22 protein-coding genes are annotated in these 19,963 nt (G+C 55.5%); 16 read left to right on the top strand and 6 right to left on the bottom strand.

From position 1 onward, the window contains the following. The first annotated feature begins 28 nt into the window (after positions 1-28). The 5 genes from V5T82_RS10635 (at position 29) to V5T82_RS10615 (ending at position 2,575) form a co-directional block, all read left to right on the top strand. Positions 29-808 carry an MlaE family ABC transporter permease gene (locus tag V5T82_RS10635; RefSeq protein ID WP_332895613.1) on the top strand — a complete coding sequence of 260 codons (780 nt, stop codon included), beginning with the start codon at positions 29-31 and terminating at the stop codon, positions 806-808. A 12-nt stretch (positions 809-820) separates the two neighbouring features. Next, entirely contained in the window at positions 821-1,594 is a 774-nt protein-coding gene (locus V5T82_RS10630; RefSeq protein WP_332895612.1) for an ABC transporter ATP-binding protein, read from the top strand. Positions 1,595-1,672: 78 nt separating this feature from the next. Then, positions 1,673-2,002: a 5-carboxymethyl-2-hydroxymuconate Delta-isomerase gene (locus V5T82_RS10625; RefSeq protein WP_332895611.1), complete on the top strand. Its 330-nt coding sequence runs from the start codon at positions 1,673-1,675 to the stop codon at positions 2,000-2,002. Between the two features lie 3 nt (positions 2,003-2,005). Further along, positions 2,006-2,410 carry a nuclear transport factor 2 family protein gene (locus V5T82_RS10620; protein ID WP_332895610.1) on the top strand — a complete coding sequence of 135 codons (405 nt, stop codon included), beginning with the start codon at positions 2,006-2,008 and terminating at the stop codon, positions 2,408-2,410. Between the two features lie 18 nt (positions 2,411-2,428). After that, positions 2,429-2,575 carry a hypothetical protein gene (locus tag V5T82_RS10615; RefSeq protein ID WP_332895609.1) on the top strand — a complete coding sequence of 49 codons (147 nt, stop codon included), beginning with the start codon at positions 2,429-2,431 and terminating at the stop codon, positions 2,573-2,575. A 142-nt stretch (positions 2,576-2,717) separates the two neighbouring features. Here the strand turns inward: V5T82_RS10615 and V5T82_RS10610 are convergent, their stop codons facing one another. Beyond that, positions 2,718-4,076, bottom strand: coding sequence for an ArsB/NhaD family transporter (locus V5T82_RS10610; protein WP_332895608.1), 1,359 nt, complete (start codon positions 4,074-4,076; stop codon positions 2,718-2,720). Then, positions 4,073-4,618 (bottom strand): CBS domain-containing protein, encoded by a 546-nt coding sequence (locus V5T82_RS10605; protein WP_332895607.1) that lies wholly within the window; start codon positions 4,616-4,618, stop codon positions 4,073-4,075. The genes V5T82_RS10610 and V5T82_RS10605 overlap by 4 nt, the downstream gene beginning before the upstream one ends. A 253-nt stretch (positions 4,619-4,871) precedes the next feature. Between V5T82_RS10605 and radA the strand changes: the two genes are divergently transcribed. Genes radA through V5T82_RS10585 form a run of 4 tightly spaced genes read left to right on the top strand, consistent with a single transcriptional unit; the run spans position 4,872 to position 9,140 of the window. Further along, positions 4,872-6,236 (top strand): DNA repair protein RadA, encoded by a 1,365-nt coding sequence (gene radA, locus V5T82_RS10600; RefSeq protein WP_332895606.1) that lies wholly within the window; start codon positions 4,872-4,874, stop codon positions 6,234-6,236. A gap of 18 nt (positions 6,237-6,254) precedes the next feature. Next, positions 6,255-6,896, top strand: coding sequence for a CvpA family protein (locus V5T82_RS10595; RefSeq protein ID WP_332895605.1), 642 nt, complete (start codon positions 6,255-6,257; stop codon positions 6,894-6,896). A 16-nt stretch (positions 6,897-6,912) separates the two neighbouring features. Continuing rightward, the gene (gene purF, locus V5T82_RS10590) at positions 6,913-8,379 is read left to right on the top strand and encodes an amidophosphoribosyltransferase (protein ID WP_332895604.1); all 1,467 of its coding nucleotides are present in this window, start codon (positions 6,913-6,915) and stop codon (positions 8,377-8,379) included. An 11-nt stretch (positions 8,380-8,390) separates the two neighbouring features. After that, positions 8,391-9,140 (top strand): SDR family NAD(P)-dependent oxidoreductase, encoded by a 750-nt coding sequence (locus tag V5T82_RS10585; protein ID WP_332895603.1) that lies wholly within the window; start codon positions 8,391-8,393, stop codon positions 9,138-9,140. Here the strand turns inward: V5T82_RS10585 and V5T82_RS10580 are convergent. Both V5T82_RS10580 and cobD read right to left on the bottom strand, forming a co-directional pair. Then, entirely contained in the window at positions 9,137-11,332 is a 2,196-nt protein-coding gene (locus V5T82_RS10580) for an ATP-binding protein (RefSeq protein WP_332895602.1), read from the bottom strand. The genes V5T82_RS10585 and V5T82_RS10580 overlap by 4 nt on opposite strands. 346 nt (positions 11,333-11,678) lie before the next feature. Further along, positions 11,679-12,704, bottom strand: coding sequence for a threonine-phosphate decarboxylase CobD (gene cobD / locus V5T82_RS10575; protein WP_332895601.1), 1,026 nt, complete (start codon positions 12,702-12,704; stop codon positions 11,679-11,681). Between the two features lie 77 nt (positions 12,705-12,781). Between cobD and V5T82_RS10570 the strand changes: the two genes are divergently transcribed. From V5T82_RS10570 to V5T82_RS10560, 3 genes are all read left to right on the top strand, one after another. Beyond that, a complete protein-coding gene (locus V5T82_RS10570; RefSeq protein ID WP_332895600.1) occupies positions 12,782-13,426 on the top strand; it encodes a MarC family protein in 645 nt (214 codons plus the stop codon). 187 nt (positions 13,427-13,613) lie between these two features. Further along, positions 13,614-14,036 (top strand): hypothetical protein, encoded by a 423-nt coding sequence (locus V5T82_RS10565; RefSeq protein ID WP_332895599.1) that lies wholly within the window; start codon positions 13,614-13,616, stop codon positions 14,034-14,036. Positions 14,037-14,137: 101 nt separating this feature from the next. Further along, positions 14,138-14,440 carry a DUF3253 domain-containing protein gene (locus V5T82_RS10560; protein ID WP_332895598.1) on the top strand — a complete coding sequence of 101 codons (303 nt, stop codon included), beginning with the start codon at positions 14,138-14,140 and terminating at the stop codon, positions 14,438-14,440. Between the two features lie 3 nt (positions 14,441-14,443). Here V5T82_RS10560 and V5T82_RS10555 read toward each other — a convergent pair whose 3' ends face one another. Together V5T82_RS10555 and V5T82_RS10550 are read right to left on the bottom strand one after the other, a co-directional pair. Further along, complete coding sequence (locus tag V5T82_RS10555) at positions 14,444-15,166, bottom strand: tetratricopeptide repeat protein (RefSeq protein ID WP_332895597.1); 723 nt, start codon at positions 15,164-15,166, stop codon at positions 14,444-14,446. Between the two features lie 118 nt (positions 15,167-15,284). After that, the gene (locus tag V5T82_RS10550; protein WP_332895596.1) at positions 15,285-15,659 is read right to left on the bottom strand and encodes a hypothetical protein; all 375 of its coding nucleotides are present in this window, start codon (positions 15,657-15,659) and stop codon (positions 15,285-15,287) included. 163 nt (positions 15,660-15,822) lie between these two features. Between V5T82_RS10550 and V5T82_RS10545 the strand changes: the two genes are divergently transcribed. From V5T82_RS10545 to der, 4 genes are all read left to right on the top strand, one after another. Next, positions 15,823-16,374, top strand: coding sequence for a thioredoxin family protein (locus V5T82_RS10545; protein ID WP_332895595.1), 552 nt, complete (start codon positions 15,823-15,825; stop codon positions 16,372-16,374). A 161-nt stretch (positions 16,375-16,535) separates the two neighbouring features. After that, positions 16,536-17,201, top strand: a complete 666-nt coding sequence (locus V5T82_RS10540; protein WP_332895594.1) for a tetratricopeptide repeat protein — start codon at positions 16,536-16,538, stop codon at positions 17,199-17,201. Positions 17,202-17,230: 29 nt separating this feature from the next. After that, entirely contained in the window at positions 17,231-18,562 is a 1,332-nt protein-coding gene (locus tag V5T82_RS10535; protein ID WP_332895593.1) for an outer membrane protein assembly factor BamB family protein, read from the top strand. A 12-nt stretch (positions 18,563-18,574) separates the two neighbouring features. Further along, positions 18,575-19,963, top strand: coding sequence for a ribosome biogenesis GTPase Der (gene der, locus V5T82_RS10530; protein ID WP_332895592.1), 1,389 nt, complete (start codon positions 18,575-18,577; stop codon positions 19,961-19,963).

Raw genomic sequence — 19,963 nt, 5'->3', positions numbered from 1 at the left:
AAGAAGACCGAAGAGAAGATCGAAGACCATGAATCCGTTGCAGCCCATCGGGCGCGTCTTTTTAAAGTTTTTGGCGACCATTGGGCGCATGATGACGTTCACCTTTTTAGGCGTCTCTCACGCGTTCCGCCCGCCTTACTACCCGCGCATGATCCTGCGCCAGATGATCGACATCGGGTACTACTCGCTGCCGGTCGTGGGGCTCACGGCTGTCTTTGCGGGCATGGTCTTGGCGCTGCAAAGCCATACGGGTTTTTCACGTTTTTCCGCCGAAGGTGCCATCGCCAACGTGGTGGTGTTGTCCATCACCCGCGAACTGGGCCCGGTGCTGGCAGGCTTGATGGTTGCGGGCCGCATCGGCGCCAGCTTGGCGGCTGAAATCGGCACCATGCGTGTAACCGAACAAATCGACGCGCTGACCACCTTGTCCACCAACCCCATGAAGTATCTGGTTGCACCACGCTTGATCGCAGGCATCACCATGTTCCCACTTTTGGTGATCGTGGCTGACATCATCGGCGTGTTTGGCGGGTATTTGGTGGCTGTCCACGAGTTAGGTTTCAATGCGTCCAACTATCTGCAAAACACCTGGAATTTTGTTCGGGCCGAAGACGTGAATTCCGGCTTGGTTAAGGCTGGCGTCTTTGGCTTCATCGTGTCATTGATGGGGTGCTATCATGGCTACAATTCTAAAGGCGGCGCACAAGGCGTGGGCCGCGCGACAACCAACGCCGTGGTCTCGGCCTCGATCATGATCTTGTGCTTTGACTACATCCTCACCGCAATGTTCTTCACGATACATGGTTAAGAGGACGACACCATGAGCGATCAACCCAAAATCTCGATGCGCAACGTGAAAAAAGCCTTTGGTTCCAAAGTTGTTTTGGACGGCGTAGATTTGGACGTCGGTGTCGGCGAAAGCGTGGTTATCATCGGTGGATCGGGCACGGGTAAATCCGTGACGCTGAAATCCATCTTGGGCCTTTTGACGCCCGACGAGGGCTCCATCAAAGTCGACGGCGAAGAGGTCATCGGCATGAACGCCGCCAACCGCGAACGTGTGAACCACAAGTTCGGCATGCTGTTCCAAGGTGCTGCCCTATTCGACAGCTTGCCCGTATGGGAAAACGTGGCGTTCGGCTTGCTCGCGGAAAAACGCTGCACGCGGTCCGAAGCCCATGGCATTGCCGTTCAAAAGCTCGCCATGGTCGGCATGGACGCCCCGGTGGCGGACTTGATGCCGTCCGAGCTGTCCGGCGGCATGCAAAAACGCGTCGGCCTAGCACGCGCCATCGCGTCCGACCCGGAAGTCATTTTCTTTGACGAACCCACCACGGGGCTGGATCCCATCATGGCCGACGTCATCAATGACTTAATCGTCAAAGTGACGCGCGAAGTGGGAGCCACGGCGCTGTCCATCACCCACGATATGGCATCGGCCCGCAAAATCGCCAACCGCATTGCCATGCTTTACGAAGGCAAAATCATCTGGCAAGGCCCGGTGGAAGACATCGACACATCCGCCAATGAGTATGTCGAACAGTTCATCAACGGCAAAGCCGAAGGCCCTATCAAAATGGCAATGCGCGCTTGATCGCGCGCATTGCTTTTTTTTATTTGTGGGGATAAGCCCCACACCCCGGGAGGGCATAGCCCAAACAGAGGCCATTCCATGCCGCACTTGATTGTCGAATACGCTAAAGAACTCGAAGCCGACTTGGACATTCAAGCCTTGGCCGAAGCTGTTTATGACGGCGCGGTGGAAAGCGAGTTGTTCACCCCTCAAAACGTCAAAGCCCGCTGTACCCCCGTGCGGTCTTATTGCATCGGTGGCGAGCGCCGCGCCTTCATCCACGTAAACGTAAAACTGCAGCCGGGCCGTACCGACGTTCAAAAAAAGATGCTGAGCGAAAAGGTCTTCGCCGCGGTGAAATACTTCGCCGGAGACGTCAAAGTCAGTGTCGAGGTCAACGACTTACCGCAAGCGTACACCAAAAGCTGAACCATGACCCAAGACGAAGCCACCTTGCTGTTTGCCAACGACGCGTTTTACGCCGCGTTTACCAGCGCGGATATGGACGCCATGGACGCGCTGTGGGCAAAAAAGAACCCGGTGTCGTGCATCCACCCAGGCGCACCGATCCTCATCAACCGCACGGTCATCATGGAAAGCTGGCGCGCGATCTTTAAGGGCGACGAAGCGCCCCAAGTCGTGCCCTATGACGCCACCCCTATGGTCGTGGGAAATACGGGTTGGGTTACGTGCCTGGAACAAGTCGGCGAAGCGGTCGCGGCGACCACCAACATCTTTGTCAAAGAAGACGATCAGTGGAAAATGACCCACCACCAAGCGGGCATCACAACCGCCAAACCCAAAGGGGTCGGCGCACGGCCCAACCAAACGCACTAAACAAAAGGGACAGCATAAATGATCTGTATCTTGTTTGGCGCCGCCATTGCCGCCCTCACCTACAACTGGCTCGGCGATTGGGCCGCGTTGGCGGGTGTTGGGGCGGCTGTGGGATTGTTTTTGACGATGAAGTTTTGGCCGGTGAAAGAGAAGCCAAAAGCCTAACACCACACACCGTCGCTCCTGCGCAGGCCGGAGTCTGTGGGCTTTACGGCTTAAAGTCTCTAACGATCACCACTTAGCATACGCCCATGGACCCCGGATCAAGTCCGGGGTGACGGTGGTGGGGATGTGAGGTTTGTCGGCTTTAGAAAAAATACCGCAACCAAACATAAATGTTCGCAATCACGATGGTGAGCAACATCAACGGCAGGCCGATTTTTAAAAACCGCACAAAGCTGATGGGATAGCCCGCCCGTTCTGAAATGCCCGACACCATCACATTCGCCGCCGCACCGACCAGTGATCCGTTACCGCCTAAGCACGCGCCCAGGGCCAAGGACCACCACACCGGTTCCAGCGCATCTGCACCGCCGAGACCCGCTTCCATGCTTTCAACCAACGGGATCATGGTTGCCACAAACGGGATGTTGTCGACAGCGGCGGAAACAATGGCCGACAGCCACATGGTCGAGAACGCCGCCAACATGGGATCACCACCCGTGAACGCCATCATGTATTCGCCCAAGATGTTCAACAGCCCGGCGTGCTCAACGCCCGCGACGATGATGAACAAGCCGATGAAGAACAACAACGCGGCCCATTCGACCTCGACCAAGGCATGATGCAACCGTTCGGACTGTTCTTCGTTATCGAGCCCAATGGACGTCACCAACAACAACACCGCCGCGCCGAACATAGCCGTCGTGCCGGGCGGGATGTGGTAGTGCTCGCCAATGATGAAGCCTGCGATGACCAAGACCAAAACGCTCAACGACATCACCAGCATGCGCATGTCGGTGATGCTTTCGACTTCGCGAAACCGCATGATGCTTTCTTTGGCCTCGTCCGTGGCGACCAGGTCCTTGCCCCAGATCATTTTGAAGATCGGCACCATGATGATCAGCACCATCAAAGACACCGGGCCCAAATTGGTGATGAACTGCATAAAGCTGAGGCCCGTGGCCGAGCCGATCAAGATGTTGGGCGGATCGCCGATCAATGTCGCCGTACCACCAATGTTGGACGCCAAGATTTGAGAAATCAAAAACGGATACGGATTGACCTTCAACTTTTCGACGATCAACAACGCCACCGGAACCACCAACAACACGGTGGTCAAGTTATCCAAAAAGGCTGAGAACACCGCCGTGACAATGGACAGCACGATCAAGATGCCCATGGGGTCGGCCTTGACCTTTTTGGCCGACCAAATGGCGACGAATTCGAACACGCCCGATGTGCGCGTGATGGCGACGATGATCATCATGCCCGTCAACAACGCGATGGTGTTGAAATCGATGGCGGCAATGGCTTGGGATTGAGACACCAGCCCAGTGATGATCACCAAGCCCCCACCCAACAGCGCCACAACCGTTCGGTTGAATTTTTCAGATAACAGAACGGCGTAGGATACGATCAACAGCGCCGTGGACAGCCACAGCGGGTCCAGACCAAAAATAACGGCGTTATGCGCGGCTTCAACAGCTCCTCCATGGGGGGTCATTGTTTGCCCTCCTCAGCCGCATTGGCCTCTTCTTTTTGGGCTTGGCGCTTGGCGCGCTCTTCGGCTTTGAGCTTCGCCACCGCCTCGCGGTCGTATTCTTCTTTGAGCCCATAAAGCACCGAGAAGAACGAAATCGCGCCCAATAGCTTTTTGTTTTCGTCCACCACCGGGACGACGTATTGCTTGTCTTTGATCATCATCAGCGCGTCGATCAAAGGCGTGTCGGGGGTGATGGATTTGACTTTGCGATCCAACAGCTCCCCGATGGTGCGCTCGCCCAAGCCGTCCAGGCGGTGCTTCATATCTTCTGCGGTTTCGTTGAGGAAACTCGCTTTTTGCAAGCCGCCGCGGCCAAACAGGTTGCCCATGGTGCTGAGCGCCTTGGGCAGCATGTGCGTCATCAAGCTATCGCCGCTGATAAGCCCTGCAAACGTGCCGTCACGTTCCGTCACGGGGACCAGCCCCATGTGCTTTTCGACCATAAAATCGATGACGTCTTTGGCTTTTTCGTCGGCGTAGATGCTCACCTTAATGGGAGCCATAACCGATTTGCAGTCCATCCCGCACCCCGCTTTTTTGAAAGGAGCCCACTTTTATTAAGTGTAGCACGCTGGCAACTTTTTTCCTCAACAACTTCAATAAATTAAATTCGCCTGATAAGTGTGATGAATTAAGATTTCCCCAGGCTGAACACTTGTTTCGCACCCCCGAATCACGCTAAACCAAGCCCAGAATTTGAGAAGAGAATTCCCGACCTCTCCGCTGTTCGAAATTTCGTGGTGCAAAGGGCATCCGTTGGCCAAAGCGAAATCACAGTTTGTCTGCTCCGATTGCGGCGCAACGTTCCCCAAATGGAGCGGCAAATGCGATGCGTGCGGGGCCTGGAACAGCTTAAGCGAAGAAGCCGTGGGCAGCGACACGCCCAAAGGTCTCGGCGCGTCCAAGGGGCGCAAAATCTCTTTCGTTGGGCTTGAAGGCGAAGAAAAACAAGCCCCGCGGCGCAAAACCAACATCGAAGAGCTCGACCGCGTCTTGGGCGGCGGCATGGTGCCTGGCTCCGCCATCTTGGTGGGCGGTGAGCCCGGCATCGGCAAATCCACCATTTTACTGCAAGCGGCCGCAAATTTGGCCAAGGGCGGACGCGTGGCCTACATCAGCGGTGAGGAAGCCGTCGACCAACTGCGTCTGCGCGCCAGCCGTCTGAACCTGGAAAAAGCCCCGGTGGAACTCGCTGCCGCCACCAACGTGCGCGACATCGTCACGACCTTGGACGAAACCCCGCCGGACGTGGCGATTATCGATTCCATCCAAACCATGTTTTTGGACAATTTAGAAAGTGCACCGGGATCGGTTTCCCAAGTGCGCACCTCGGCCATGGAGCTGATCCGCCTGGCCAAACGCAAGGGCTTCCCCGTTTTGCTGGTTGGGCACGTCACCAAAGAAGGCCAGATCGCTGGCCCGCGGGTGTTGGAACACATGGTCGACACTGTGCTCTATTTCGAAGGCGATCGCAGCCACCAATTTCGCATCCTGCGGGGTGTCAAAAATCGCTTTGGCGCGACGGACGAGATCGGTGTGTTTGAGATGTCGGACGCTGGCCTCACCGAAGTCAGCAATCCGTCGGCACTTTTTTTGTCGGAACGCGAAACCCAAGTCAGCGGTTCCGCCGTTTTTGCGGGGATGGAGGGCACGCGCCCTATGTTGTTGGAAGTGCAGGCTTTGGTGTCTCCGTCCACCCTCGCCACCCCGCGCAGAGCCGTTGTGGGCTGGGATTCGTCGCGTCTTTCCATGATTATGGCGGTGATTGAAAACCGATGCGGGGTTGCCATTGGGGCCAACGACGTGTACTTGAACGTCGCAGGCGGGCTTCGGGTCACGGAACCTGCCGCAGATTTGGCCGTCGCCGCAGCACTTTTATCATCGCTGAGCGGCATTGCAGTGCCCGATGGCAGCGTGTATTTCGGCGAAATTGGCCTTTCGGGCGAGACCCGCGCCGTGGCGCACGCCGAAGGCCGACTGAAAGAAGCTGCAAAGCTGGGCTTCAAACGCGCCGTGATCCCGAAGAACCGGGGCAAGACCAAAATCGGCGCAAAGGGTATAACGTTAAACGAGCTGAGCCATATTCAAGACTTGGCACAACAGTTCGACAACGAAGGTTAAAGGGACGAACCAGAAGTTATGCATTGGCTCGACATCCTTGTCATCGGCGTATTGGTCATTTCCGGCGCGTTTGCATACGGGCGCGGTTTTGTCCACGAAGTCCTGTCCATCGCGTCATGGGTCGGCGCCGTGTTCGCCACCATGTACTTAACCCCTGCCGTCGAACACTTTACCCTTCAATTCATCCAAGACCCCTTTTTCGCCACGCTTGCGACCGGAGCCGTGGTCTTCATCGGCACCTTGGTGATCTTGAACCTGGTCATCAAACGCATCTCCAGCGACGTCAAAGCCAGTGCCCTTGGCCCCTTAGACCGGGCCTTGGGCTTTTTATTTGGGGTATTGCGTGGAGCCATCATCGTGTGCCTCGTGTGGATCGGTTATCAGTGGATGACCCCCGAAGACGAACAGCCCGAATGGATTTACGAAACCCGCACCATGCCGTTCGTCCAACAAGGTGCGGATATGCTCAGCGCCTTGGCCCCGGCCCAGGCCCAAGACCCGAATGCAAAAGAGCCGAAGTCCGGCTCGAAACAAGGAACCAAATCACTTTTCGACAAAGCCATCACGCCCGTTCCCAAAGCCCCCGAAAAAGACAAGTCCGGTGGATACGGGAATAAGGAACGCTCCGAAATGGATCGGCTTTTCGAACTCAACAAGTAGTGGATTGCACAAGACCATGACCACGCGCACTTTGACCGAGACCATGCCCGAAGACGATCACTTCCACGACGAATGCGGCGTCTTTGGTGTCTATAACCACCCAGACGCATCGGCGCTCACCGCCTTGGGGCTTCATGCCCTACAGCACCGCGGACAAGAAGCTGCGGGCGTCGTCTCGTTTGGCGGAAAGCGCTTTCACAGCCACCGCGCCCTGGGCAGTGTCGGCGACAACTTCAATTCCGAAGACGTCATCGACCGCCTCGAAGGCCCCATGGCCATCGGTCATGTGCGCTATTCCACATCGGGTGGCACCGTCATGCGCAACGTTCAACCGCTGTTCGCCGATTTGGTGTTCGGCGGTTTTGCCATTGCCCACAACGGCAACCTGACCAACGCCCGCAAGTGCCGCAACGACTTGGTTGAGCGCGGCAGCATCTTTCAGTCCACATCCGATACGGAAACCATCCTGCACCGCGTCGCCACCAGCGAATACCGCAAGGTGTTGGACAAACTTACCGATGCCCTGGGCGGCGTCGAAGGGGCATATTCTTTGGTCGCGCTCACCCGTCAAAAACTCATCGGCGTGCGCGACCCGTCGGGCGTGCGCCCGCTGGTGATCGGCAAAATCGGTGATGACGGCCACGTGTTGGCGTCGGAAACCTGTGCGCTGGACATCATTGGTGCCGAATACGTGCGAGACGTCGAACCCGGCGAGATCGTGGTGTTTTCCGAAAAAGGCATGCAAAGCCTGAAGCCGTTCCCCGAACAGCCGTCACGGTTTTGCATTTTCGAATACATCTACTTCGCCCGGCCCGACAGTGTCATCAACGGCCACAACGTCTATGAGGTGCGCAAAAACATCGGCAAAGAGCTCGCCCGCGAAAGCTTGGTCGAAGCCGACATGATCGTGCCCGTACCCGACAGCGGCGTGCCGTCGGCCATCGGCTTTGCAGAAGAAAGCGGCATCCCGTTCGATCTGGGCATCATCCGCAGCCACTACATGGGCCGCACGTTTATTCAGCCGTCCGACAACATCCGTCACCTAGGCGTGAAGCTGAAGCACAACGCCAACCGCGATTGGATCAAAGGCAAGCGCTTGGTGCTGGTGGACGATTCCATTGTGCGCGGCACCACGTCGGTGAAGATCGTTGAAATGATGCGCAACGCAGGAGCTGCCGAAGTCCACATGCGCATTTCCAGCCCGCCCACCACGCACCCGTGTTTTTACGGCATCGACACGCCCGACAAAGACAAGCTGATGGCGTCCCGCATGACGGTAGACGAAATGGCTGCGCACATCGGCGTCGACAGCTTGGCCTTCATTTCCTACGACGGCCTGTACCGCGCTGTCGGTCAAAATGGCCGCAATGATGACATGCCTCAATACTGTGATGCCTGTTTCACCGGCGAATACCCCATCGCGTTGGTTGACCACGAAGGCGGTGCGAACGGTGCACAACTCACATTGCTGTCCGAAGAATAAGAGAGCAAAAAATGCCAGATAAAATCCTCGAAGGCCGCGTAGCCCTGATCACCGGAGCGTCTCGCGGCATTGGCCGATCCCTCGCCAAGTGTTTTGCCGAGCAAGGTGCACACCTGATCTTGACCGCACGCACCCAAGGCGCTCTGGAAGAGCTGGACGACGAACTGCGCTCCGCTGGCTATGAAGCCCCCACTCTGGTGCCGTGCGACCTGACGGATTTTGGCGTGATCGACAAAATCGGCGGCGCAATCTACGAACGCTTTGGCAAGCTCGATGTGTTTGTCGGTAACGCGGGCACTTTGGGCACCTTGGCCCCGATTTCCCACATTGATCCCAAAGAATGGCAACACGTCTTAGACATCAACCTCACCGCCAACTGGCGTTTGATCCGGTCTTTGGATCCGCTGTTGAAGGGATCGGACGCGGGGCGCGCCATCTTGGTCACGTCCAGCGTCGGCCACCAGCCGCGTGCGTTCTGGGGCAGCTATGCGGTGTCCAAAGCTGGTGTGGAAATGGTCGCAGGCATTTATGCCGAAGAATGCGAAAAAACCAACGTGCGCGTCAACATGATCAACCCCGGCGGAACCCGCACCGCCATGCGCGCCGAAGCTATGCCGGGCGAAGACCCCGAAACGGTTAAATCACCTGAAGCCATCAATCATTTGTTCTTGGAACTGGCCTCACCGGCCTGCACCGCCAACGGAACATTGGTGACGGCGGAAGACGAGCTCAAATCCGGACATACTGAATACGAGCTCTAGAGCGGATTTAATATGATCGTGCGGTTAGGCGGGAACGTCAGCTTGACCGTCGTGCCGTGTTCAACTTGGCTTTTGATTTCAAGTTTGCCGCCATGCAAGATCATCAAATTTTGACACAGATATAAACCAAGCCCCGTGCCCTTATGGCGGCGTGCACGGGCACTATCGGCCTGTTCAAACGGACGTGTAGCCCGTTCGATATCTTCTTGCGACATACCGATGCCATTATCTTGAACCGTCAAGATAAGGCCATTGTTGTCATCCAACCCTGTCTTGATGAGAATTGTGTCGTGTGGTTTGGAAAACTTCACGGCATTCGACAACACGTTGTTGAAAATTTGAATCAGAGAGCGCTCATCCGCAGAGAGTTTTACCGCACCGTGATCGAAGTCCGTGATAATTTCAATTTTCGAACTTGTCGCAATGGAGGTAACCATATCCACAGAATTACAGATCAGCTTGTCGACCTCCAATGTCTGGGGGTCGAGTTTATACTTCCCAGCCTCGACTTTGGAAATGTCGAGAATATCGTCGATCAAGCTCACCAATAGCGCGCCGCTTTGATTGATGGACTGTGCATAATCTTCATAATGCGGATCCCCCAATGGGCCGAATGTTTGGGTTTCCATGATCTGCGAAAATCCCATAATCGCATTGAGCGGCGTGCGCAAATCGTGACTCATAGCTGCCAAGAATTCCGACTTGGCCTGGTTCGCAGCTTCAGCTTCGGCGCGGGCCGTAATCAAGTGTTCTTCATAAACCCTGTGTTCCAGCTCCTGCGAAGCGCGCATCGCAACCAAGCGCAAGACCGTCTTCACGCGCTCAATATTGTCCAAGGGAGCCGTGTCTAAGACCGCAATAAGTCCGATCGGGTTCTTTTTCGAATCCCAAAGCGGTATCCCGGCGTAGCTTTCGGCCTCCATGTCCCCTAACAAATAATCATCGGGAAAACGCTCTTGGATACGATCGGGATAACAACAATAGTTTTTACCCATGACGTTTTCGCAAGGTGTCCCGCCTAAAGGATAATCGACACTTTGTGCAATTTCCCCCTTCACATAGAACGAAACTGTTTCCGCCGTAACGCCATCGCGAAGTAACTTGTCAATCAGGACGTAATCCACGCTTAAGATTTTTCCAAGGTACTTCGCCAAGCTGTCGAAAAAGTTTTCACCGCTCTCTTCCCAGCCTTTTTGAGAGATGAATTTCAATGTTTCGTCATTGATCAATAGCTCTGAGCGACGCTTGGCGACCGCCCTTCTGAGGGCTAGAATCCAAACAGCCGCAGCTAAAGCCAAAAGAAACACACCGACCACGGCTAAGCTCAGATGAACGCGGTACTCCACCCAAAACGGTGGTGCCTTTTGAACAACTTTCGCGCCATCCGGCAACCGTTTTTCCGCGATACCAAACTTTTGCAAAGCGCGCCAATCATAGATGTGCTTCAGCCCCAGCTTTCCATCTTTGGTGCGTGCAGGAGGTGCTCCATTTTGAGTGATGGACAAAATGTGTTCTGCAGCAAGGGTGCCAACACTCTCTGCGCTCAACATATACCCGCCGACAATTCCACTGCCCATCAAACTGTCCCAATGACTGAAGACGGGTACAGGAGCGACTTCGGAAAGACGCTTGACCACATGGAAAGGAACATAGGCGTTGCCCTCACGGTCACTGAAGACAAGAACATAAAAAATGACCGTCCCAGATTTATAGGAAACCACTTGCGACAAGACATCCTCTAAAGGGGTGTCGAAAATGTAATCCACCGTGGTTCCGCCTGTGTTCGTGCCAAACGCACCCTTTAATTCTTTCACATACCCCTGAACCAGAGGGGTTACGGAATCGCCGACCACCACGATGCGCTTAGGCTCCATCAGTTTCAGCATCTCGGAAAATGCCGCAACGATATCGGCTTTGGCGGTAATGACAGCGTTTGCAGAATTATTTTGGGATTGCCCCGCAATAACTGGAGGGGGGTTAACGAACAACCTGGGCACACCGGGAAAAAGGTCCGGGTTGTGTTTGAGAAAGTTCGCCGCAGGCCCCGATTGCGTGACCACCAACTTCAGCTCTTTTGTGGCGTACTTGTCTTGCAAGTTCGCCGCATACAGCCCCGATTTCAACTGGTGGGGGAACCGAACCGCATCCAGATATTCCGTGAAAACTACCGGCTGTAGAGGGGCTTGCGCCAAATGCTCATTCATTGCCTTATGGAATATACGGTTCCAGGGCATGCTAGGCTGAAAGGAATCCAAAAACAGAACGTTCGCCTTCGCAGAAGTACGCTCCGTCTGAGCACCTCCGTACAAAGGCCACACCAAAATGCATGTGAAGAAAACCAAAACCAACGCAGGCCGTTTTAAAACCCGACCAAGCGTTCTGCCCTTTGGTACCGTTAACCGAAATGAACTACGTTCTGTCACCACCAGCTTGCTGCCTCTAAATACAGCCCCTCTACCTGTTCAAGCATTCATGATACAGATTCATAAATCAACACAATAGTGGGTATGTTTCTAATCTCATTCATTGAAATGAAGTTTAGCTTTTGAGAGCAGCTTCTAGGCGCTGCCAATGCTCTTGCGTCCCCGGCAAGCCGAAACGTAGCCAATGGGTATTGTAGTCGAACGGACGCACCAAAATGCCCGCACGGCCCAGCTTTTCGTAAATCGCTTGAGCATCTTCGTGCTCGACCAGGGTGAACAGATCGGTGCCCCCCACATATCGCAAGCCTGCGTGGGTCAGCATCTTGTTCAACTGCGTCATCGCGACCGAAAGATCTTTGCGCGTTTGGTCCGCCCAGGACGGGTCGCTCAAGGCTTTCGTTCCAGCATATAAAGCCGGGCCCGACACCGCCCAAGGACCGATCTTTTCGTTTAATCGTTCCGCCAAATCCGGTGTGGTGATGGCGAAGCCCAGGCGCAGGCCTGCAAGACCATAAAACTTCCCAAACGAGCGCAAAACGATCAAGCCGTCGCACCCGGCATGCGGTGTGATGGATAAATCCGGCACAACGTCGATGAAGGCTTCATCAACCACCAACGCCCCACCCCGATCAAACAGCTCGCCCGCCATGGCGACGAGGCCGTCGACGGCCTGCAAGCGGCCTGTGGGATTGTTGGGATGGACGGAGACACCAAAAGGTGACGGTTCCGCCGCTTGGGCACAAATGCTACCGACTTCGACCACGTTGTGCCCTGCACCACGCCAAGCCGGTGCGTGTTCACCATACGTTGGCCCCATAATGGTGACGTCACCGGGATCAAACAACGTCGGTGCCAACTGGATCAACGCCTGGGTGCCTGCAGACGCCACAATTCCGGCTTCATCCGGCACGCCGTAGGCCTTGCGCGCTGCCGCCAGCAAATCGTCCAGTTCAGATTTGAACGGCAACCGCGCGAAAACTTCTGCGGGGATATCGCCAAGGGGATAAGGCTTGGGATTGATGCCTGTCGATAAATCCACCCAGCCCTGTTTGGGAACGCCAAAACGTGCCTCGGCGGCTTTGGGATCGCCACCGTGCAGGACGGGCTTTTGGCCCAGTTTGATGATGTCCAATTCGTTCATAAGCACTTGCTTATCAGATCATGCGCCGGGATGCGAGGGCGATGTTCCCCTGTCTCCAATCCATGTTAAGCTCACCTATGGACCACGCACAAATGATTGAAATCGGCTTGGTGGCGTTCACCACCATCTTCGCTACCATGGGGCCTGTGGATGTGGCGGCGTTGTTTGCTGTGCTGACCAAGGGCACCCCAGCACCGGAACGGCGAAAACTTGCCTTTCGCGGCGTTGCCATAGCAGCAGCCATCCTGTTGGCCTTCGCCCTGTTCGGCGATGCGGTGTTGTCACGCTTGGGCATTACCTTGAGCGCCATGCGCATGGCGGGTGGTATCTTGTTGCTTTTAATCGCCATCAACATGGTTTTTGCCCGCCCATCCGGTGACAGCTCCACCACCGACGACGAATACAACGAAGCCAAATCGAAACAGGACATTTCCGTCTTCCCCCTCGCCACGCCTTTGATTGCCGGGCCGGGCACCATGGGTGCGGTGGTCCTGTTGACGGCGGAAAGTGGTGGTGATTGGCTCCATTGGGGCCTTGCCGTGGGCGCATTGTTGGCGAACTTGCTCCTCACCCTAGTGCTGCTAATGATGGCCGGGCAAGTCCAGCGTGTGCTCGGCGTGACGGGGCTGAATGTGATTGCGCGGGTAACAGGTGTCCTTCTGGCCGCTTTGGCAGTGCAATTTATGTTCGACGGCCTCGCCGCAAGCCCCCTTTTGAGCTGATATTCGTTTTTTCCTTAATTAGTTAATGCTGCAACACTTTGATTCATAAGATGCATTATTCATTCAATTTAATTTATAGAGTGCTTACAATAGAACCATAGAGAAATTCACAAGAACGTCACCCAGTAGCTGTAGATTCGCCTACAACAACCGCGTGACTTTGTGGATGGGGGAGGAGAAAACATAAATGGTCTCATTTGACGATCTTCACGAGCAAAACCACCAAATCGCCGAATTGGCGAAAACGTTGTCCTATCTGTTCCAAGACCGGGAACTATGTGACGGTGCCATTGCTTGTGAACTGTTCGAACGCTATCGCGACAAATTCGATATGCACATGAACAACAACAAAGAAATCTATTCTTCGTTGTTGAGCAACAATGACGGCTCCGTGCGTTCCACGGTTGAGCGTTTCATGGAAGGCGAAAAAGAAATCAAGCGCCTGTTCAAAAAATACGCCAACAAGTGGTGTAAGAACGGCTTGCGCATCGGTGACCACGCCGAATTTGTCAAAGAGACGGATGAAATGTTTGAACTGGTTTGGTCTCGTATCCAAGCCGAAAGCGAGCAGCTTTATCCACTCGCACGCGGACACGACCGCGCCGCATAGACGCTTGCGGCCTCACAGCCGCTTTTTCAAACGCCGATTGCACGTGTTGCAATCGGCGTTTTGAGTTTCCAGCCTCTCAAAAGCATGCTAAACCCCCGCGCATGACTGATACAGACACCGATACTGACAAAAAGCCCGCCAAGGACGATCCCGTTGCCACCGCTATTTTGAGCGCGTTAAGCGATGGAGGGGTGTGGAGCTTTGAAAAAGTCGCCAAGCAAATCGCCGAAGCGCGTCGCCGTCCCAAGGACGGGCCGCAACTGTGGCGCAAATATCTTCAGGCTGTGAAACAACAAGCCGTATTTTTGGCGCGCCAAGGCCGGGTCGAGATTGTGCGCAAAGGCCAAGTGGCCGACCCCAACGATTTCAAAGGGATCGTGCGCATCCGCTTGCCAAAATCCTAAAGATCACTTCGCGCTGGCAGCCATTTTCTTGAGCTGTTTTTCCGCTGTTTCAATTTGAAAACGGTTCATTTTTTTGACCAAGATTTTGATCTTTTTGGCCGGGTCGTACTTTTTGTTCACCGCAATCACTTGATCGCGTCTGTTCACCGCCAACTTCATCCAGATGTAGGCCTTGATCAAATCGCGTTTGAGCCCCCAGCCTTCTTCATACATGGAGCTGAGGATGTACTGCGCCGCCCCATGCCCTTGGGCAGCGGCCTGTTCATAATATTTAGTGGCTTTGTTGTAATCGTGATCAACACCGCGCCCATTGAAATGCAATTCGCCTAAACGGAACTGGGCTTCTGGATTGTTGTTAAACGTTGCCGCCAAACGGTAGTACTTCGCCGCCAAGAAGTAATCTTGGCGCACCATTTCACCGTTGGCATAAGATATCCCCAGTTTTACGCGCGCGTCGGGATAGCCTTGTTCGGCCGCCTTCATCAGCCATTTGACCGCTTCACGCGGATCCTTTTTGGTGCCGTCCCCAGTTTCATACATAATCGCGATTTTGTATTGGTCGGCGGCGCTGCCGGCCTCGGCTTTGGGCAAAATATCTTTAAAGCGCGAAACCAGCTTCATCTTTTTCAAGACTTCAGGGCTCATTTCCGGCTTTGAGCCAAGCGTGACATAAGTCACGCCCGCAAGGATCATCAAGGCAACAGTGGCAAACAGCAATCGCTTCATTCAGGGTTTCTCGCACAACAACAGGTCTGGCGAGTTCGAGTAAACGCCAACTTGAGCGTTTGGTCAACTCACGGAGCTTGGTGAAACAGACAATACAGCTGCGTTATGAAGGACTTGGTCAGTTGGAAGTGCCGACACGTTCATCAATGGGCCGCGTCTCGCTGGGCGCAGCGTAACACGTCACATCGGCAAGGGAGCGATAGCAATGCACCTGAGGTGTGGGATTGGGCTCGTCTTCGCGGCAATAGGTTCGTCCTTGCTCAGATCGAACGGTCGAGCAATCCTTGCCTGAACTATACGACACAATGTGGTCAAGGACGGTCTTGTCCGTACCCACGGTCACCGCAGTCGCAAGAACATTGTACGTGCCAATGTGGTTGATCGCATCACGTGACGCGTAACCATAAACGTCAGATGAACCGTTGCCTAAGCCGGAACAGGCTGACAGCAAGGCCGCACAAGCCAAAAGCGTTGAAATTCGAAGCGTACGCATAGTTTTGGGCTCCAATTCTTGGAAACAGACTTTCTCTCTATTGCACACACGTCCAATTTTTATTGTGGAGCAAAAAGTTTAAGCAGGCATTAACTTTTTGGGCGTTGCGCACACCGCATATCTCGCTTATCTAGAGTCAATGAAAACAGGAGGAGATGAGACCATGGCCGTGGAAACGCCGATTTGCGATTTTGGCTGGAAAGCCCCGGATTTCAGCTTGCCGGGGGTGGACGGCAAGACCTATCGCCTGTCCGACGTACAAGGCGAGAACGGCACGCTGGTGGTGTTTATGTGCAACCACTGCCCCTACGTCCTGGCCGTATTGGAACGTCTGATCCGTGATGTGCGTGATCTGCAGGCCAAGGGCATTGGCGTGGTTGCGATCAATTCCAACGATCCCAGCCAATATGCCGACGATTCTTTCGACAACATGGTCAAAATGGCAGAGCAAAACAGCTTCCCGTTCCCCTATCTGTTCGACGAAAGCCAAGAAGTCGCACGCAGCTATGACGCTGTTTGCACCCCGGATTTCTTTGGGTTTGACAAGGGCTTAGGCCTGCAATACCGCGGCCGTTTGGACGCCTCGCGCAAAGAAACCGCCCCCGCAGACGCCAAACGCGAACTGTTCGACGCCATGGCCCAAGTCGCAAAAACCGGTCAAGGGCCGGCCGACCAAATCCCGTCCATGGGCTGTTCGATCAAGTGGCGGGTCTGAGTGAGAACCTCCACTGCCAATTAGTCTATTGAAAATAAAGACCTAATCATATCCGCGAAACGTTTGCGTTCGCGCCTTGGCTTAGCTATGTTTGCAAACCCCCTGTGGTGGCTCGCCATGGGGTGAATGTGCTGACTAAAACCTAGTGACTGGAGACCCCTGTGGCCGACCAAACCGATGACGGACTGATCCGCGAAGTTGATGAAGAACTTCGCGAGGAGCAAATGAAACGACTGTGGCAGCGCTACGGCAAATTTGTCGTGGGCACCGCTGTGTTGATCGTCGCCATTGTGGCCGGCAACCAGATCTGGCAAAGCCAGCAGTTGTCCGCCCGGTCCGAAGACAGCGCAAAATACTTCGACGCCCAACTGCTGGCGGCGTCTGGCAACACCCAAGAGGCTCTCAAAGCCATGCAGACTCTGGCGGGCTCCGCCTCCACCGGATATGGGGTTCTGGCTCAATTCCAAGAAGCCGCACTGATGGCTGAAAGCGGCGACCATAGCGGTGCATCGCAACTGTACCAACACATCGCGCGCGACACGCTTGGCGATGTCGCCCTGTCGGGATTAGCCAACGTCATGTCGGCCATGGTTGAGGTCAACGCAGGCGGCTATGATCGTGCGGCTTTGGAATTCCGTCTGGGCGCCATGTCCGAAAACACGCACCCTTACCGCTTCAGTGCGCGTGAGCTTTTGGCCCTCATCGCCATGGAACACGGCGACAGCGAAAAAGCCAAGGCGGTGTTGAACGCCTTGATTGACGATCAAGCCACGCCGCAAAATTTGCGTCTGCGCGCACAAAGCATGCTGCAAGGACTGGGCTCTTAAGCCCCCCGAAGATGAAGGATACCGCTTCCGTGACTGATACATTCAACCCGATCCGTTTGATGAGTGCCGCGCTATTGGCGGTAAGCCTTACGGCTTGCGAATCATGGATGGGCGGTAGCGAAGCGCCGCCGTTGCCCGGCGAGCGTATCTCGATCTTGAAGCACGAAAGTGCGCTGATCCCGGAAACGGGCATCGAAGACGAAGGCATTCGCCTGCCCGCTCCCTCACCCACGCCCGACTGGCCGCAAAACGGCGGATACGCCAATCACGCCATGCACCATATCGAAGCGGCCCCGCGTTTGGTCGAATCTTGGTCCTCGGACATTGGTTCAGGGCGCAGCTCCGGTGAACGCTTGACGGCAACGCCGGTCATTGCGGACGGGCGCATCTTCACCATCGACAGCGATACCGAAGTTCGCGCCTTTGACGTGGCTTCCGGCGATCGGCTTTGGTCGAACTATCTGACCCCGGACGACGAAGACGACGGCCACATCACAGGCGGCATTGCTTACGACAGTGGCTTAGTGTTTATCGGCACCGGCTTTGCCGAAGTGTTTGCTCTCGACGCCCAAACCGGGAAAGTGATTTGGAAAGAAAACGTCAGCGGTCCGATCCGCTCGGCCCCGACCGTGCGTGGCGGACGGGTCTTTGTCGTTTCTCTCGACAACAAAGTCCACGCCTTGGCGGCAAAAGACGGCACGCAACTGTGGACCCATACGGGATCGAGCGAGCAAGCCATGCTGCTGGGATCGGCCAGCCCGGCTGTGGACCAAGGCGTTGTCATTGTGCCCTATACCTCCGGCGAATTGGTTGCGCTGAAAGTTGATAACGGACGCCAACTGTGGTTGGACAGTTTGACCGCGCGTCGGCGCACGGATGCGACGGCTGCATTGGCGCACATTCGTGCCAACCCGGTGATTGACCGGGGCATGGTCTTTGCGCTGAGCCACTCTGGCCTCATGGTCGCCATCGATCTGCGCAGCGGGCGCCGTCTTTGGGAAAAAGGCATCGGCGGACATGAATCGTTCTGGGTCGCAGGCGACTATCTGTTCACGTTGACGGGCAACGAAGAACTGGTGGCCTTGGAACGCAAAACCGGACGCATCATGTGGGTCACCACATTGCCGCGCTGGGAAGACCCGGAAGACCGCGAAGGTGTGATCACATGGACCGGACCGTTGTTGGTCTCCAACCGCTTGATCGTCGCCAGCTCCAACGGTGTGGCCGTGGCGATCTCGCCCTACTCCGGCAATATCTTGGGCAGCGAAGACATGCCCGACGGTGTCTCTGTCCCGCCTGTCGTCGCAGGACAGACGGTCTATTTCTTAGCAGACGACGCCACTTTGGCTGCATACCGTTAATCGGAAAAAAACATGAGCTTCACAGTCGCTATCATCGGCCGCCCCAATGTGGGCAAGTCGACGCTGTTCAACCGTTTGGTGGGCAAGCGTGTCGCCATTGTCGACGATATGCCCGGCGTCACCCGTGACCGGCGCGAAGGCGATGCAAGCATTTCCGACATGACGTTCCGCATCATCGACACCGCGGGTTTGGAAGACGCCCACGACGAAAGCCTGGAATCACGCATGCGCGAACAGACCGAAGCTGCGTTTTTTGAAGCCGATGTCGGGCTGATGATGATCGATGCCCGCACGGGCCTCACGCCCTTGGACGAACACTTCGCCAATTGGCTGCGCCGCCACGACACGCCGGTCATTTTGGTCGCCAACAAATGCGAAGGGGCTGCGGGACAGCCTGGATTGTTGGAAGCCTACGCGTTGGGCTTGGGCGATCCGGTGCCGCTGTCCGCTGAACATGGTGAAGGGCTGGCCGACCTGTACGACGCACTGCGCCCTTACGCCGAAGCCGCCGAAGACGGCGCGTATTTGGCCGAAGAAGACGCCCCTCTCCAAGACAGCGGCGACGAAAAAGATGACGCCAAGATCCTGGAAACCCCGCTGCAATTGGCGGTGGTGGGCCGCCCCAATGTGGGCAAGTCCACACTGATCAACAAGTTGCTGGGGGAAGAGCGCCTGCTCACGGGCCCAGAAGCCGGTATCACACGCGATTCCATCACCGTACCGTGGACCTATCAAGGCCGTGAATTCAAGCTGGTGGACACGGCAGGCCTGCGCCGTCGCGCCAAAGTCACTGAAAAGGTCGAGGCTTTGTCCGGTGCCGAAACGCGTCGCGCCATCGATTTTGCTCAAGTGGTTGCCTTGGTCTTGGATGCCCGCGACATGCTGGAAAAGCAAGACCTCACCATTGCCCGCAACGTCATTGAAGAAGGCCGCGCGCTGGTGGTCGTGGTCAATAAGTGGGATTTGATCAAAGACAACAAAGAAGCATTGCAGCGTCTACACGACCGTATGCAAACGTCCCTGCCGCAAGTGCGCGGCATTCCCATTGTCACGGTCTCAGCCAAGACCGGCAAAGGCTTGTCGAAAATTTTGGACAACGTCTTGGACGTGTTTGACGTCTGGAACCGCCGCGTTTCCACCGCACGCCTGAACCGCTGGCTCGAAGATATTTTGGAATATCACCAACCGCCTCTGGTCGGTGGGCGACGCATCAAAGTGCGCTATATGACCCAGCCCAAGACCCGTCCGCCAACCTTTGCCCTATTTTGCAGCCATGCCAAAGGTTTGCCGGAAGCGTACTCACGCTATTTGGCCAATGCATTGCGGGAAGATTTTGACCTGTGGGGCGTTCCTCTGCGCATTGTCGTGCGCAAGGGCCATAACCCGTTCGCCAAAGATTGA

This window comes from Magnetovibrio sp. PR-2 (genome assembly GCF_036689815.1).
In the GTDB taxonomy this organism is placed as follows: Bacteria; Pseudomonadota; Alphaproteobacteria; order Rhodospirillales; family Magnetovibrionaceae; genus Magnetovibrio.
Note: the sequence above shows the minus strand (reverse complement) of the source record. Positions and strands in the feature narration are given on the sequence as shown.

What these genes read in the sequence shown, in the direction of transcription:
- V5T82_RS10550 (WP_332895596.1), bottom strand. Translation starts at nt 15,659, where the DNA reads ATGCGTACGCTTCGAATTTCAACGCTTTTGGCTTGTGCGGCCTTGCTG.
- V5T82_RS10625 (WP_332895611.1), top strand. Translation starts at nt 1,673, where the DNA reads ATGCCGCACTTGATTGTCGAATACGCTAAAGAACTCGAAGCCGACTTG.
- V5T82_RS10565 (WP_332895599.1), top strand. Translation starts at nt 13,614, where the DNA reads ATGGTCTCATTTGACGATCTTCACGAGCAAAACCACCAAATCGCCGAA.
- V5T82_RS10585 (WP_332895603.1), top strand. Translation starts at nt 8,391, where the DNA reads ATGCCAGATAAAATCCTCGAAGGCCGCGTAGCCCTGATCACCGGAGCG.
- V5T82_RS10560 (WP_332895598.1), top strand. Translation starts at nt 14,138, where the DNA reads ATGACTGATACAGACACCGATACTGACAAAAAGCCCGCCAAGGACGAT.
- V5T82_RS10630 (WP_332895612.1), top strand. Translation starts at nt 821, where the DNA reads ATGAGCGATCAACCCAAAATCTCGATGCGCAACGTGAAAAAAGCCTTT.
- V5T82_RS10615 (WP_332895609.1), top strand. Translation starts at nt 2,429, where the DNA reads ATGATCTGTATCTTGTTTGGCGCCGCCATTGCCGCCCTCACCTACAAC.
- purF (WP_332895604.1), top strand. Translation starts at nt 6,913, where the DNA reads ATGACCACGCGCACTTTGACCGAGACCATGCCCGAAGACGATCACTTC.
- V5T82_RS10610 (WP_332895608.1), bottom strand. Translation starts at nt 4,076, where the DNA reads ATGACCCCCCATGGAGGAGCTGTTGAAGCCGCGCATAACGCCGTTATT.
- cobD (WP_332895601.1), bottom strand. Translation starts at nt 12,704, where the DNA reads ATGAACGAATTGGACATCATCAAACTGGGCCAAAAGCCCGTCCTGCAC.
- der (WP_332895592.1), top strand. Translation starts at nt 18,575, where the DNA reads ATGAGCTTCACAGTCGCTATCATCGGCCGCCCCAATGTGGGCAAGTCG.
- V5T82_RS10595 (WP_332895605.1), top strand. Translation starts at nt 6,255, where the DNA reads ATGCATTGGCTCGACATCCTTGTCATCGGCGTATTGGTCATTTCCGGC.
- V5T82_RS10545 (WP_332895595.1), top strand. Translation starts at nt 15,823, where the DNA reads ATGGCCGTGGAAACGCCGATTTGCGATTTTGGCTGGAAAGCCCCGGAT.
- V5T82_RS10570 (WP_332895600.1), top strand. Translation starts at nt 12,782, where the DNA reads ATGGACCACGCACAAATGATTGAAATCGGCTTGGTGGCGTTCACCACC.
- V5T82_RS10605 (WP_332895607.1), bottom strand. Translation starts at nt 4,618, where the DNA reads ATGGCTCCCATTAAGGTGAGCATCTACGCCGACGAAAAAGCCAAAGAC.
- V5T82_RS10555 (WP_332895597.1), bottom strand. Translation starts at nt 15,166, where the DNA reads ATGAAGCGATTGCTGTTTGCCACTGTTGCCTTGATGATCCTTGCGGGC.
- V5T82_RS10635 (WP_332895613.1), top strand. Translation starts at nt 29, where the DNA reads ATGAATCCGTTGCAGCCCATCGGGCGCGTCTTTTTAAAGTTTTTGGCG.
- V5T82_RS10620 (WP_332895610.1), top strand. Translation starts at nt 2,006, where the DNA reads ATGACCCAAGACGAAGCCACCTTGCTGTTTGCCAACGACGCGTTTTAC.